Source organism: Micromonospora matsumotoense (assembly GCF_900091525.1).
GTDB classification, from domain to species: Bacteria; Actinomycetota; Actinomycetes; order Mycobacteriales; family Micromonosporaceae; genus Micromonospora; species Micromonospora matsumotoensis.
Genome location: NZ_FMCU01000001.1, coordinates 97,284 through 111,296, shown reverse-complemented (window position 1 = coordinate 111,296; position 14,013 = coordinate 97,284). Strand labels below are relative to the sequence as shown.

At 74.1% G+C, this 14,013-nt stretch carries 10 protein-coding genes; 4 read left to right on the top strand and 6 right to left on the bottom strand.

The annotated features are described in order from the left end of the window. Positions 1–14 precede the first annotated feature (14 nt). The 4 genes from GA0070216_RS00445 (at position 15) to GA0070216_RS00430 (ending at position 4,785) form a co-directional block, all read left to right on the top strand. The gene (locus GA0070216_RS00445; RefSeq protein WP_091237254.1) at positions 15–923 is read left to right on the top strand and encodes a carbohydrate ABC transporter permease; all 909 of its coding nucleotides are present in this window, start codon (positions 15–17) and stop codon (positions 921–923) included. Position 924: 1 nt separating this feature from the next. After that, the gene (locus GA0070216_RS00440; RefSeq protein WP_245722230.1) at positions 925–1,845 is read left to right on the top strand and encodes a carbohydrate ABC transporter permease; all 921 of its coding nucleotides are present in this window, start codon (positions 925–927) and stop codon (positions 1,843–1,845) included. A 437-nt stretch (positions 1,846–2,282) separates the two neighbouring features. Beyond that, the gene (locus tag GA0070216_RS00435) at positions 2,283–3,962 is read left to right on the top strand and encodes a bifunctional 3'-5' exonuclease/DNA polymerase (RefSeq protein WP_245722229.1); all 1,680 of its coding nucleotides are present in this window, start codon (positions 2,283–2,285) and stop codon (positions 3,960–3,962) included. 229 nt (positions 3,963–4,191) lie between these two features. Beyond that, positions 4,192–4,785, top strand: coding sequence for a nucleotidyltransferase family protein (locus GA0070216_RS00430; protein WP_091237253.1), 594 nt, complete (start codon positions 4,192–4,194; stop codon positions 4,783–4,785). On the opposite strand, the gene GA0070216_RS00425 is transcribed toward GA0070216_RS00430, so the two are convergent. The 6 genes from GA0070216_RS00425 to GA0070216_RS00400 form a co-directional block, all read right to left on the bottom strand. Further along, positions 4,786–5,433, bottom strand: coding sequence for a hypothetical protein (locus tag GA0070216_RS00425; protein WP_091237252.1), 648 nt, complete (start codon positions 5,431–5,433; stop codon positions 4,786–4,788). 193 nt (positions 5,434–5,626) lie between these two features. Next, positions 5,627–6,436 (bottom strand): metal-dependent hydrolase, encoded by an 810-nt coding sequence (locus GA0070216_RS00420; protein ID WP_091237251.1) that lies wholly within the window; start codon positions 6,434–6,436, stop codon positions 5,627–5,629. A gap of 102 nt (positions 6,437–6,538) precedes the next feature. Then, positions 6,539–8,188, bottom strand: coding sequence for a serine/threonine-protein kinase (locus tag GA0070216_RS34945; protein ID WP_425413124.1), 1,650 nt, complete (start codon positions 8,186–8,188; stop codon positions 6,539–6,541). A 240-nt stretch (positions 8,189–8,428) separates the two neighbouring features. Then, a complete protein-coding gene (locus GA0070216_RS00410) occupies positions 8,429–10,498 on the bottom strand; it encodes a serine/threonine-protein kinase (RefSeq protein ID WP_281190387.1) in 2,070 nt (689 codons plus the stop codon). Between the two features lie 79 nt (positions 10,499–10,577). Beyond that, entirely contained in the window at positions 10,578–11,909 is a 1,332-nt protein-coding gene (locus GA0070216_RS00405; RefSeq protein WP_091237248.1) for a glycosyltransferase family 4 protein, read from the bottom strand. A gap of 144 nt (positions 11,910–12,053) precedes the next feature. Next, entirely contained in the window at positions 12,054–13,994 is a 1,941-nt protein-coding gene (locus GA0070216_RS00400; RefSeq protein ID WP_091237247.1) for an amylo-alpha-1,6-glucosidase, read from the bottom strand. Between the last annotated feature and the right edge of the window lie 19 nt (positions 13,995–14,013).

Sequence of the window (14,013 nt, the reverse complement as noted above, 5' to 3'; positions counted from 1 at the left end):
GGAGTAGCGGGATCATGCGGCACGGCAAGTATCCGTTCGTGATCGGGTTCCTCTTCGCCCCGGTCACGCTGTACGTGGTCTTCGTCATCGCACCGTACGCGCAGGCGTTCCAGATCTCGATGACCAACTGGCGGGGGCTGTCCGCCCCGCAGTGGGTGGGCTTCGACAACTACCGGCGGCTGCTCGACGACGGGCGCTTCTGGCAGGCGGTCCAGCACCACGGCGTACTGCTGCTTGCCCTGCCGCTGATCACGATCGCCATCGCGCTGTTCTTCGCCTTCCTGCTCAACGTGGGCGGGCGCAGCGTGGGCGGCCAGCGGCAGGGGGTCCGGGGGGCGAAGTTCTACCGGGTGGTGTTCTTCTTCCCCCAGGTCCTGGCCGTGGCCATCATCGCGGTGCTGTTCCAGATGGTCTACCGGCCCAACGAGTCCGGCCTGATCAACGGCGTGCTGATGAAGATCGGCCTGGACCCGGTGCTGTTCCTGATCCGGCCCAACCTGGCCCTCTGGTCGATCATCGCGGTGCTGGTCTGGCAGGCCGTCGGCTTCTACGTGGTGCTCTTCTCGGCCGGGATGGCCTCGATCCCGGGTGAGATCTACGAGGCGGCCGAGATGGACGGGGCGAGCAAGGTGATGCTCTTCTTCCGGGTCACCCTGCCGCTGCTCTGGGACACCCTCCAGGTGGCCTGGGTCTATCTCGGCATCGCCGCGTTCGACGCGTTCGCCATCGTCGCGGTGCTCTCGGTGGACAGCGGCGGTCCGGACGGCGCGACGACGGTGCTGGCGGTGGAGATCTACCGCAACGCCTTCGTCTACTCGAAGTACGGCTACGCCTCGGCGATGGGCGTGGCGCTGTTCTTCCTCACCCTCACGTTCGCGGCGCTGACGCTGCGGTTGACCAAGCGGGAAAGCGTGGAGTACTGAGATGGCCGCACAGACGACGCTGCCGCCGGCCTCGGCGGACACCCCGCCGGACCGGCCCGCCATCCCCGCCCGCCGGGCCCGGGGCGAGCACCACGAGGTACGACTGTTCAGCGGGCTCGGTCAGTTGGCGCTCGCCGTCTGGGCGGTGATCGTCATCGTGCCGATCCTCTGGACGTTCCTGGCCGCGTTCAAGAACACCGGCGAGATCTTCAGCAGCCCGTGGACGCTGCCGGCGGAGCTGCGCTGGGAGAACTTCGGCCGGGCCTGGACCAAAGCGCACGTCGGCCGGTACTTCCTCAACAGCGTCTTCGTGGTGTCGTGCAGCACCTTCGGCACCATGCTGCTGGGCTCGATGGCCGCGTACGTGCTGGCCCGGTACAAGTTCCGGGGCAACCGGGCGATCTACTACCTGTTCGTCTCCGGGTTGGCCTTCCCGGTCTTCCTGGCGCTGGTGCCGCTGTTCTTCGTGGTCCGCAACCTGGGCCTGCTGGACACCCACACCGGCGTGATCCTGGTCTACATCGCCTACTCGCTGCCGTTCACCATCTTCTTCCTCGCCGCGTTCTTCCGGACGCTGCCCAATTCGGTGGCCGAGGCCGGCATGATCGACGGCTGCTCGCACACCCGGCTGTTCTTCCAGGTGATGCTGCCGATGGCGAAGCCGGGCCTGATCAGCGTGGCGATCTTCAACATCATCGGGCAGTGGGCGCAGTACCAGTTGCCCCTGGTGCTGCTCTCCAACGCCAAGGACAAGTGGGTGCTCACCCAGGGCATCGCCGACATCTCGGTCAACGCCGGCTACGAGGCCGACTGGTCGGGCCTGTTCGCCGCCCTGACCATCGCCATCCTCCCGATGATCCTCGTGTACGCGATCTTCCAACGACAGATCCAGTCCGGGCTGACCTCCGGCGCGGTCAAGTAGTCCACGTCCGTCCCGGCGGCGAGGTGAACCCCTCGCCATTCCGCCGCCGGGGCGGCTGGCGCTCCGCGCTGCCGCCGGAAGCCGTGCGCGGCCACGTGGCAGGGCCCCTCGGTTCCCGGGCCTCGGTTCCCGGGCGTCGGTTCCCGGGCCGGACAGAACCTCATGTGTGAAGACCGGTATGCCCAGCTGGCATGAATATGCCAGCTGGGCATACCTCTCCCTCGCGCACAATCCCCTCCGGCCAGCGCCGCGGCACCCCGTCCGGCCAGCGCGGCGGCGAGTGGTTCGTAGGCTGTCACCCCCGCCCCGTCAGCGCGGCGGCGAGCCGTCCGCCGGCCGTCCGCCGGCCGGTCGGTAGGTGGCGGCGACCGGCGGGACGGACCTGGCGACCGGGCGGGATCGGTCGGGGTGTCACAGGGACGGGGCAGAATCGGGTCGTGGCGGTGGTGGCGGTGGTGGCGGGCGAGCGGGGTGGTGGCGGGCTCCAGCCGCTGGACGCCGCCGGTCGACCGGTCGGCACGGTCGACCTGGTCGACGACCTGCCCGGCGCCGTCGCCGCCCGCGAGGCCGCCGAGCGTCCCCGCTGGGTGTGGGGCTCCGGCGCGGCGGTCTACCCCGCCCTGTTGCGCGCCGGGGCGCGCGTCGAGCGCTGCCACGACGTGGAGCTGACCGAGGCGCTGCTGCTGGGGCACGCCGGCCGGTGGGGCGAGCCCCGCTCGCCCGCCGCCGCGTACGCCCGGCTCACCGGGGCCGTGGTCCCACCCGACCCGCCGGCCCGGCCGCCCGCGCCACCCGGTCACGGCCAGGCCGCGCTCTTCGAGACCGTCCCCGGCCCGCCGGCCCCCGGCATCGACACCCTGACCCGGGTGTACGCCGACCAGCTCACCCGGATCGCCGCCACCGCCCATCCCGGCCGGTTCCGGCTGCTGGTCGCCGCCGAGTCGGCCGGCGCGCTGGTCGCGGTCGAGATGGCCGCCGCCGGGCTGCCCTGGCGGGTCGACGTGCACGGCGAGCTCCTCGCCGAGCTGCTGGGTGAGGCGTCCCCGATGGGCGGCCCACCCCGGCGGCTGGCCGAGTTGGCCGCCCGGATCGCGGCGGCGCTCGGCGTCCGGCAACTGCACGCCGACTCCCCGGCCGAACTGCTGCGCGCCTTCGCCCGGGTCGGCGTGGAGCTGCCCAACACCCGGGCCTGGGTGCTACGCGGCGTCGATCATCCGGCGGTGCCGCTGCTGCTCGAATACAAGGAGCTGTACCGGATCTGGACGGCCCACGGCTGGGCCTGGCGGGACGCCTGGGTCCGCGACGGCCGGTTCCGCCCGGAATACGTCCCCGCCGGGGTGGTCTCCGGCCGGTGGGCCACCCGGGGCGGCGGGGCGTTGCAGATCCCCAAGGTGATCCGCCGGGCGGTGGTGGCCGATCCGGGTTGGCAGCTGGTGGTGGCCGACGCCGGCCAGTTGGAGCCCCGGGTGCTCGCCGCGGTCTCCGGCGATGCCCGGTTGGCCACCGCCGGTGCGGCCGGTGACCTCTATGCGGCGTTGGCCCAGGACTCCTTCGCCGGTGACCGGGCCCGCGCCAAGCTCGCCCTGCTCGGCGCGATGTACGGGCAGACCGGCGGCGCGGCGCTGCCCGCCCTGGCGGTGCTCAAGCGCAGCTATCCGACCGCCTTCGGATACCTGGAGGCGGCGGCCCGTACCGGCGAGGCGGGCGGCCTGGTCCGGTCCTGGCTGGGGCGGACCTGCCCGCCGGGAACGGCCGGTTTCGGCGACGGTGACGACGACCCGGTGGACCCGGACGGAGGGGCGGACCCGCGCTCACCCCGGGCCCGGGCCGCGCGGGCCCGGGGCCGTTTCACCCGGAACTTCGTCATCCAGGCCACCGCCGCCGAGTGGGCCTCGACGTTGCTCGCCACGCTCCGGGGCGAGCTGGCCGGGGTCGGCGGCGAGCTGGTCTTCTTCCAGCACGACGAGGTGGTCGTGCACTGTCCGGCCGAGCTGGCCGACGCGGTGACCGAGGCGATCCGCCGAGCCGGAGCACGCGCCTCGACACTCCTCTTCGGTGACACCCCCGTCCGCTTCCCCCTGGACCTCTCCACCGTCCCCTGCTACGCCCACGCCTAACCCCACCCCACCCCACCCCACCCCCGCCCCGGCCGGTCCCCGCCCCGGCCCGCCCCGCCCCGGCCCGGTGATCAAGAGGTTTAGGTCAGCTGGACCGGGTTCCCTGACGTGAACCTCTTGATCACCGGGGACGGCGGAGGGCTGAGCCGGGTTATACGCGTGAAATATCCCTTTCGCGCCGACACTGATTCCTGGGGGGCTCGTTGCACCGGGTGTGCGTACTGCAGGAATGATCATGGCGGCGGGCGGGGGACGTCGGCTCGGCGGTCCCGAGGCGTTGCTGTGCCAGGGGGACCGGCCGCTGGTCAGCCGCATGATCGACACGATGACCGAGGCCGGGTGCGGGCAGTTGGTGGTCGTGTTGGGCGCGGCGGCCGACGAGGTCCGGGCGGCGGCCGACCTGAGCTCCGCCACCGTGGTGGTCAACCGGGCCTGGGGGACCGGAGTCGGCTCGTCGATCCGGGCCGGCCTGGCCGCGTTGGCCGACGAGCGGGTCGAGGCGGTGGTGGTGGTCCCGGTCGACATGCCCGGCCTCACCCCGGCGGCGGTCCGGCGGGTGGCTGCGTTGCCGTACCCGGACGTGCTGGCCTGCGCCACCTACGACGGGCTGCGCGGTTACCCGATGCTCTTCGGCCGCCGGCACTGGGCCGGCATCGCCACCCTGGCCAGCTCCGACGTCGGAGCCCGACCGTACCTGTTGGCGCACAAGGACCAGATCGTCGACATCGCCTGTGACTCGGTCGCCGACGGCAACCGGGTGGACACCCCGGAGCTGATGGCGCTCTACGGCCTCACTGTGCCACCGCAACGGGTCGGCGTCTGATCAACCGTCGGCCGGGCGGCAGGCTTCCACCGGCTGTCGGGGGCGCAGTCGTCGGTCGAAGGTGACGGTGACCGCAGGCCGGTCGGCCATCGCGACCCGGACCACCCGCTCGTCGATGAACTCGGCGTCGACCCACCCGTGCGGCCAGCCGTCACGGCAGGTGACCAACTCCCGGTCCGCGTCGTGGCTGAGCAGGCCGGCCCGGGATCGCACCCGCAGTTCGGTGTGCGGGAGGTCCTTCCAGTCGCGGGTGTCCAGCCGGACCACCGCGTACCGGCCGTCGGGGGAGACCGCCAGCGTCGAGTCCCGCTCGACGGTCGAGGCGAAGCCGGTGCGGAACATGCCCCAGGCGCCGGTGCCCACACCGAGCAGCACCGCACAGCCGAGCGTGGTGAGCCGCAGCACCGTCGAGGCGGGAGGGTGCCGGGCGGCCAGCCAGCCGGCGGCCACCAGCGTCAGTGCGGCCAGCGTGGCCAGCCCGAGCAGGGGCAGCGGTCGGTGCAGGAAGCGCGCCGCCGGATAGAGCCAGGCATACCCGGCGTCCCAGAGCACGCCCCCGAAGAGGACCAGCGACAGCAGGGTCAGCAGGCCGGCGAGCGATCGCCCGCGCCGGGATCCGGCGAGAGGGTGGGTCCCGGGGGCGGACATGGTCGCATCGTAGGCGTGCGCCGCGCTCCCGGGCCGTCCCACGTTCGGCCGGTCCCGTCGCGGTCCGCCTGCCGGGACCTGCCGGAGCGTTCCAGGGATGGCTGGTCCGGTGGTGGTCCGTCGGGATCGGCCGGTGCCGCCCTGATCCGGGGTAGCAGGCCGACGCCGGGCCAGGTGGCGGTGCGCCGGCCGGTCAGACCTCGATGTTGAACCGTTGCAGCACCGAGGGGGCGACCAGGCCGACCGCAGCGAGGACGGAGAGCGCCGTCAGCGCGGTCCGCAACACGACCACCTCCGCCTTGCTGCCGGTACGCAGGGCGATGCTGTTCGGCAGCCCGATCATCGTCCACATCCGGCGCTTGATCGGGATCGGCCAGAGGATCGGCACCCCGGCCTTGGTGATCATGTCGCCGAGGATGTGCACGAAACAGCCCACCCCGACCGCCAACCCGATCATCGGGTAGCCACGGTCGCCGGGCAGGTTGGCGAAGGTGAACCAGGCGGCGGCGGCCGAGACGAGGGTGACGATCACCCAGCCGGCCCGCTCGGCCCACTCGTCGAAGAGCCCGCGCAGCGCCAGCCCGATCATGAAGAACAGGATGCTCACCACCGCCCACTTGCCGTACGCGGCGCAGAGCGTGGTGGTGCCCCAGCCGACCAGCACGGTGAACGGGATGGTGTGGGTCAGCGTGCGGTGGCCGTTGTTGCGGCGCGGGTCGCGGCTGAGCTTGGTGGCGTAGTAGACGCCGAGCGAGATCTTCTCCATCACCTCGGCGACGAAGAGCGAGAAGACGCCGAAGGTGCGGGCCACCGTCGCGCCGCCCTGGTTGCGGGTGACCTTGCCGGAGAGGTCGAGGTCGGGAAAGAGTGCGCCACCGGCGCAGACCGCCGTGCCGACGGCCAGCGCCAGCGGGGACTGGTGGTAGTCGGCGAACTGATCCAGCGCCCACGACCCGGTCAGCCACACCGCCGCGCCGGACAGTGCATGGGACGGTCCCATCATCTCGCCTCGCCCCTCCCCAGGTTCTTGATCGACAACGCTACGCCACTGTGCCAGAACCGCCGCCGACAGGGCAATCACCCGGACGGTCCACAGGGGAGGGTGTCAGTCGGCGGGGCGGAAACTCTGCCTGATCATCAGGAAGTATGTCGCGTTGACCTGCCAGTCGAACTGGTTTGTCAGCCATGAGACGGTGTACGCGCGGTCCCGGGTGACCCGTACCAGCAGCCGGGCGGTGTGCAGCCGGCCGGCCGCGCCGGTCCACTCGCACTCCCACAGCGCGCCGCCGCGGAACATGTCCAGCGGGGAGATCTCCACCCGGCGGTAACCGGCGAGCCGGCCGTCGTCGGTGAGCCGGCGTTCCTCGCTCTTCCAGTGGGCCACCGGGTCGGTCGGCGCGTCCCCCGGGGCCACGCTCAACACCCGGGGGCCACCCGGCTCACGCAGGCAGGTCACCCCGCCCTCGGAGTAGTGCAGCCAACCGGCCGGCGCGGCGATCCGGAACCCGGTCGGATCCTCGTACCAGGTCCACCCCGGGACCAGGCCGAACCGCTCACCCCTCGGGGGCGGCGCGGACCGGACCGGGGTGGCGTCGGCCGGCGCGGGCGCGGCGCACGGGAAGGCCGCCGGCCGGGCCACCGGGTTGCCTGCCCCGCCGCCCGGCGAGGACGGCGTGGTGGCACCGTCGCGCAGGGCGAGCGTCGTCCCGACCCCGGCCAGCAGCGTGCCCGCGACGGCCGCCGCGACCAGGGCGATCCGCCGCCAACGGCGGCGCGCACCCGCCGCCGGCAACGGTGGGGTGCCCCCGTCGGCCGGACCCTCTCCAGCCGACGCCCCGAATGCCGGCTGCCCGGCGGCCGACGCCCCGAATGCCGGCTGCCCGGCGGCCGGGGGCGCGCTGACGCCCGCCGGCCCGGTGGGAGTCGCCGGCCGCTCGGATGTCGCGCCGGGCGCTTGCGGTCCGACGAAGGGCGGGCTGCCCGTTCCCGGCCCGCCGGGCGTCGCGGCGAGCGCCGCGTGCAGCAACGACTCCGTCTCGGCGGCGGTGAGCCGTCGACCCGGCTCGCGACGCAGCAGACCCTCCAGCACCGGGCGCAGCGGCCCGGCCCGGCGCACCGGGTCGGGCGGCTCGGTGGCCAGGGCGCTCAACGTCGCCATCGCGCTGGCGCGGGCGTACGGGGACTGTCCCTCCACCGCCGCGTAGAGGGTGGCGCCCAACGACCACAGGTCGGTACGCGGGTCGGAGACCCCGTCGCGGGCCCGCTCGGGGGCGACGAACTGCGGCGAGCCGAGCACCATCCCCGGGCCGGTCATCGCCCCGTCGCCACCGTCGAAGGTGGCCAGCCCGAAGTCGGTGAGCACCACCCGACCGTCGTCGGCGACCAGGACGTTGTGCGGCTTCACGTCCCGGTGCAGCACCCCGGCGGAGTGCGCGGCACGCAGCGCGGCCAGCACCGCCAGCCCGATCCCGGCCACCCGCTGCGGGTCCAGCGGGCCTTCGGCGCTGAGTAGTTGCTGCACCGACCGGGACGGGACGTACTCCATCACGATCCAGGGGCTGTCCCCGTCGTGCACCACGTCATAGATGCGGACCACGTTCGGGTGGTTGAGCCGGGCCGCGGTGCGCGCCTCGCGCAGCGTCCGCAGCCGCAGCTCCTCGCGCTCGGACTCGGCGAGCCAGTGGGGTGGGACGACCTCCTTGACCGCGACGTCCCGGTGCAGCATCTCGTCGCGCGCCAGCCAGACCCGACCCATCCCGCCGGTGCCGGCCAGATCGAGCAGGCGGTAGCGCCCCGCGACCAGCTGCTGCTGCACGACTTTCCCCCTCGACTGCCCCCCTGTCAGGGTAGCCACCGAGCTGCGGTTTCTCGACCGCAGCGAGGGTGGTGGGGGCGGTGCCGGAGGCGGGTGGCAGCGGTGGGTGGTGGCCGGGCCGCCGGGGGTGGCGCAGTGCCGGGGTCCCTTCCCCGTGGCGGACGGCCGTCGAGGGGCCGGTCAGGTGGGCGAGGTGACCTCGGTCGACCGGCCCCGGAAGCTCTCCCGGACCACCCGCAGCTGGCCGGTCGAGTCATCCCAGTCCTCGTCGGCGGTGGACCAGCTGAGCATGAACCCGGACAGGTCCCCTCCCGGGATCATGCGGAGCCCGTGCTCCCGGCCGCCGAACGGGGTGTCCCAGCGGCATTCCCACTGGGCGCCGTCACCGCCGAAGGCGTCCAGTCTGATCTTGTCGTACCCGGGTAGGGCGTCGAAGCCGAACTGCGTGCGTTCCTCGGCCCGCAACCGGTCCAACGCGCCACCGCCGCCGCCGGTCAGCGGCTCGACGCTGAGCGTCCGGCGGCTGCCCGGGTCGCGGAAGCAGGCCACCTGCCCCTCCTGGATGCGCAGCCAGCCGACCGGTACGGCGATCCGGAAGCCGGCACCGTCGTACCAGGACCAGCCGGCCGGGGGTCGGAATCCGTCGTCCAGGGTCGCCGGTCGGCCGGTGACCTTCGTGCCGACCGGATCGGGTCGTAGGCACGGCAGGGGCGGTGGCACGAGGCCCGGCGCGCCGGGCGGTGGGCCCGGCCGGCCCTGGTCGGGACCCGGCGGGCCGTACGGGCGGGTCGAGGGCGTGCTGCTGGTCGGCGCGTCGGTGACGCCCGGCGCGGCCCGCTGCTCGTCGTGGTCGATCGCGAAGGTGGTGCCGATTCCCACGGTCGCCCCCACCGTCAGCGTCACCCCGGCCAGTAGCCAGCCCCGGGTGCCTCCGGGCAGCCGGGTGAACATCCCGACCACCCCACCCGTTCCGGTCGCCCGTCGTGACCCCGCACCCGCGCCGCCCCGCCCCGGGCCACGTCCTCCCGGGCCGCCCTGTCCCGGGCTGTCCGCCCCGGGCCCGCGCCCTCCCGGCTCGCCGGGTCCCGTACCGGGGCCGCCGGGGGCGGTTCCGCCCGCCCCCGGGCCGCCCGTCGGCAGGCCGTCCGGTGTCCCGCCGCCCGGCCCGGGACGGCTGGACTCCCGGCCCGCCGACTCCGGGCCGGCGACGCCGGACGCCGCCGGGGCGGGGGACGTGGTGGGTCGCTCACCCGTGTCACCGGGGACCCGGCGACCGGGCGGCCCCCACACCCGTTCGGCGTCGCGTTCCGCGCGACTCCTCGACGGCCGCTCCGTCGGCCGGTCGGCCGGCTCGCCGTCGCCCGGCCGGTGCGGCCGGGCCACGCCCACCGAACGGGCGACCGGCAGCACCACGGTGGGAGGCTCGGAGTGGGGCGTCGGTCGGGCCACCGCCTCCAGCCGGCGACCCGCCTCGTCGTGGCCGATCCGCTGCCGGGGGTCGCGCAACAGCAGCCCGTCCAGCACCGGGCGCAGGGGCCCGGCGTGCGGCGCCGGGTCCGGTGGGGAGGTGGCCAGTGCGGCCAGCGTGGCCATCGCGGTGCTGCGGGCGTACGGGGAGCGGCCCTCCACGGCGGCGTGCAGGGTGGCCCCGAGCGACCACAGATCCGCCTCCACGCTGGACACCCCGTCGGCGGCGCGTTCCGGGGCGACGAACTGCGGCGAGCCGAGCACCATCCCGGGACGGGTCATCAGCCCGTCACCACCGTCGAAGGTGGCCAGCCCGAAGTCGGTGAGCATCACCCGCCCGTCGTCGGCGACCAGGACGTTCTGCGGCTTCACGTCGCGGTGCAGCACCCCGGCGGAGTGCGCGGCACGCAACGCGGCCAGCAGCGCCAGGCCGATCTCGGCGGCGCGCACCGGGGCGACCGGGCCGGTGGTGTCCAGCACCGCCTGCAACGACTGCGACAGGACGTACTCCATCACGATCCACGGCCGTTCCTCGACCTGCACCACGTCGTAGACCCGGACCACGTGGGGATGGTTGAGCCGGGCTGCGGTACGCGCCTCGCGCAGGGTCCGCAGCCGCAACTCGTCGCGTTCGTCGTCGGCCAACCAGGCGGGGGGCACCACCTCCTTGATCGCCACCTCGCGGTGCAACAGCTCGTCGCGGGCCAGCCAGACCCGACCCATGCCACCCCGGCCCACCAGGTTCAACAGGCGGTACCGGCCGGCGATCACTACCTGCTGCACCGTTCTCCTCACCATCGGCCGAGGTACACCGTAGCCAATGGATCGGGACGGACCTATCGGTTGTCTGGTCCGGGTCCACTCAGCATGCCGCGCCGTCCAGCGCCAGCAGGTTGCCCTCCGGGATGCTGACCCGCTGTCGACCGCCGGCCAGCAGCATCGCCGCCCGCCGGGCCTGGAAGCCGCCGTGTTCGCGGCGGGCGGTGGCGTAGCTGCTCACGGTACGTGCGGCGATGGCCGCCCAGCCGTACCGCTCGCCGACCATGGTGCGGGCCCGGCGGGCCACCCGGCGGGCGAAGACCTCGTCGCCGATGAGCCGGTCGACCGCACCGGCGAGCGCGCCCGGGTCGCTGTGCGGGAAGGTCACCCCGGTGACGCCCGGTTCGACGATCTCGGCCAGCCCGCCGGTGCTCGCCACGGCCAGCGGAGCGCCGGCCGCCGCCGCCTCCAGGGCGATCATGCCGAACGGCTCGTAGAGGCTCGGCACGACCGTCGCGTCGGTGGCGGCGAGCACCGCCGGGAGTTGCCCGGCGTCCAGGAACCCGGCGAACCGGACGCTGTCGGCGACGTGCAGCCGCCGCACCTGGTCGACCAGTTCGTCCTTGTACGGGCCGTCCCCGGCGATCACCACCCGCAGCCCCGGGTGCCGGTCCCGCAGGTGCGGCACGGCGTCCACCAGGTGCTGCACGCCCTTCTCATAGACCAGCCGACCGGCGTAACCGACCAGCGGGCCGTCCCCGGCGAACCGGGCCCGTGCCGAGGCGACCGCGCGCGGCCGGGCCCGCCAGGCCCGCTCGTCGACCCCGTTGGGCACCACGTCGACCCGGCCGGCCGGCACGTCGAACAGCCGGCTCACCTGCGCGCGCATGTAACCGGAGCAGGCGATCACCCGGGCCGAGGCGTTGCTGATCCAGTGTTCGACGCCGTGGATGGTGCGGTTCAGCTCGCCGGGCAGCCAACCCTGGTGCCGGCCGGCCTCGGTGGCGTGGATGGTGGTGACCAGCGGCAGGTCGAGGTGCTCGGCCAGGGTCACCGCGGTGTGCCCGACCAGCCAGTCGTGGGCGTGGATCACGTCGAAGTCGGCGGTGTCGGTGGCCCGCAGGGCGGTCCGGGTCAGGGTGTGGTTGAACGCCATCGTCCAGGCCAGCAGGGACCCGGTGGCCAGGGGAAAGGTCACCGGGTCCTCGGGGGCGCGCAGGACGCGGACGCCGTCGGCGTACTCCTCCAGCGGCGCCCCCTCGGCGTGCCGGGTGACCACGGTGACCTCGTGCCCGGCGGTGGCCAGGGCGGTGGCCAGGGCGTGCACGTGCCGGCCGAGGCCGCCGACCAGCACGGGCGGGTATTCCCAGGAGAGCATCAGCACCCGCTGGTGCCGGGCGGGGTGGATGTCGATCACGTCGGCGTCAGGTGACATGCGGCCCCCTTCGGGTGGTGTCCTGGGCGCACGCCGGTGGGGACACCATGAGGGTGTCGTCGCTGTGGCCCGGGGTCAGGGCCCATCCTGCCCAGCGGTGGATAACCAGCGGAGACGCCGCCGTTGCCGGTGTGTAACGGCTGCCTATCGAGCCCGCCTGACCCGCAGCAACTCGGCCACCGACCACGCCTGGAACGGGCAGCCGGTGGCGGCGTGCGGCGCGACGCCGTCGGCCGTCTCGCTCACCGAACCCAGGCCGTACTCACCCAGGTGGCCGACGAGCCCGGCCAGCAGGTCGTCGGTGGGCAGCCCGGCCCTGCGGTACGCCTCGACGAACGGGCCGACCAACCACGGCCAGACCGTCCCCTGGTGGTAGGCGCCGTCCCGCTCCGCCGGGCCACCCCGGTGCCGGGGCGCGAACTCCGGCGAGTCGGGGGCGAGGCTGCGCGGGCCCAGCGGGGTGAACAGCCCGGCGGCCACCCGGCGCAGCGCCACCGGGTCCGGCTCCAACGGGGCGTACGGCAGCGACCAGGCGAGCAGTTGGTTGGGGCGGAGCAGGTCGTCGTCGTGGTGCGCCGCCCCACCCAGCGGGTACGCCGGGGCGGGCGCGTCCACCACGTCGTGCAGCCAGCCCGCCGGGGTGGGGAACCGCTTGCCGAACGCGTCCCGGGCCCGGTGGTGCAGCCGCCACAGCTCGGCCGGGTCCTGACCGGCCAGCTCGGTCAGCTCGGCCAACCCGGCCAACCCGTTGATCCACAACGCGTTGACCTCGACCGGCTTGCCGGTACGCGGGGTCACCGGCACCCCGTACACCCGGGCGTCCATCCAGGTCAGCGCGGTGCCCGGGGTGCCGCCCTGGGTGATCAGCCCGTCGGCCGGGTCGACCGCGATGCCGTACCGGGTGCCGGCCAGGTGCGCCTGCACCACCCCGTGCAGCGCCGGCAGCAGCTCGTCACCCAGGTCGGTGTCGCCGGTGACGGTGACGTGCCGGCTCACCGCGTGCAGGAACCACAGCGTCGCGTCGACCGTGTTGTACTCCACCCGACCGGTGTCGGCGGTGTTCGCCAGCATCCCCTCCGACAGCGTCGCCGCGTACGCCCGCAGCAACTCCCGCCCCTCGTCGGCCCGCCCGGTGCACAGGAACAACCCCTCGTAGGAGGTCATGGTGTCCCGGGACCAGGCCCCGAACCACGGATAGCCGGCGACCACGTCCGGGCCGGTGGCGGTACGCACCACGAACGCGTCGGCGGCCAGCGTCAGGGTCGCGTCCACCGCGTCGGCCGGCTTCGCCGCCGCCATCACCGCCCGGTGCCGTTGCCGGGCCGCCGCCACCACCTGCGTCGCCGGTGGCGGCTCCTCGGCCAGGTCACCGGCCCAGGCCAGCACCGACACGGTGTCCCCGGGCCGGTCCAGCGCGCCGGAGAACCGCCCCGCGTACCAGAGGTCCTCGTCGGGGTGCAGCCCCCGGGCGGCCTCCTCGCGGTGGTGCACGCCCAGCCACCACTGCCCCTCGGGCGTCCAGTCCGGGCCGGCGAGGCGGTACGCGCCCTCGATGACCGCGCCGCCGTCGGCCGGCTCCACCCGGGGCGTCGGGCCGTCGGCCCGCCGCTCGCCGTGCGCGTCGCGCCAGGTGCAGGCGGCCGAGAGGTCGAGTCGGACCGGGCCACCGGCCACCAGCCGGTGCACCACCGCCACGGCGGGCCGGCCGTACGTCATGGCCAGCTCCCGCTCGATCACCACGTCACCGATGCGCCACCGCCAGCGCGGCAGCCCGTCGATCAGGTCGAAACGTTCCAGGAACTCGTAGCCGCGCGGGTCGACCACGCCCGAGTTCCACTCGTGCGCGCCGAGCCGGACCCGGGCCCCGGACGGCAGGACCACCGCCGGGTCCAGGCTGACCAGTCCCACCCGGCGGGCGGCCGGCGTTTCCCCGGCGACCACCAGCAGACCGTGGTAGCGGCGGGTCCGCAACCCGCTCACGGTGCCCATGGCGTACCCGCCGAGACCGTCGGTGACCAGCCATTCCCGGGTCGTCCCGCCGGCCAGTTCGCCGCAGACTCCCGGGCCGAAACCGAACTCGATCAACTTCTTTCCTCCTGTGGCG

Coding starts and splice junctions, on each gene's coding strand:
- GA0070216_RS00405 (WP_091237248.1), bottom strand. CDS start 11,909: ATGTCACCTGACGCCGACGTGATCGACATCCACCCCGCCCGGCACCAG.
- GA0070216_RS00420 (WP_091237251.1), bottom strand. CDS start 6,436: ATGATGGGACCGTCCCATGCACTGTCCGGCGCGGCGGTGTGGCTGACC.
- GA0070216_RS00430 (WP_091237253.1), top strand. CDS start 4,192: ATGATCATGGCGGCGGGCGGGGGACGTCGGCTCGGCGGTCCCGAGGCG.
- GA0070216_RS00445 (WP_091237254.1), top strand. CDS start 15: ATGCGGCACGGCAAGTATCCGTTCGTGATCGGGTTCCTCTTCGCCCCG.
- GA0070216_RS00425 (WP_091237252.1), bottom strand. CDS start 5,433: ATGTCCGCCCCCGGGACCCACCCTCTCGCCGGATCCCGGCGCGGGCGA.
- GA0070216_RS00440 (WP_245722230.1), top strand. CDS start 925: ATGGCCGCACAGACGACGCTGCCGCCGGCCTCGGCGGACACCCCGCCG.
- GA0070216_RS34945 (WP_425413124.1), bottom strand. CDS start 8,188: ATGGGTCGGGTCTGGCTGGCGCGCGACGAGATGCTGCACCGGGACGTC.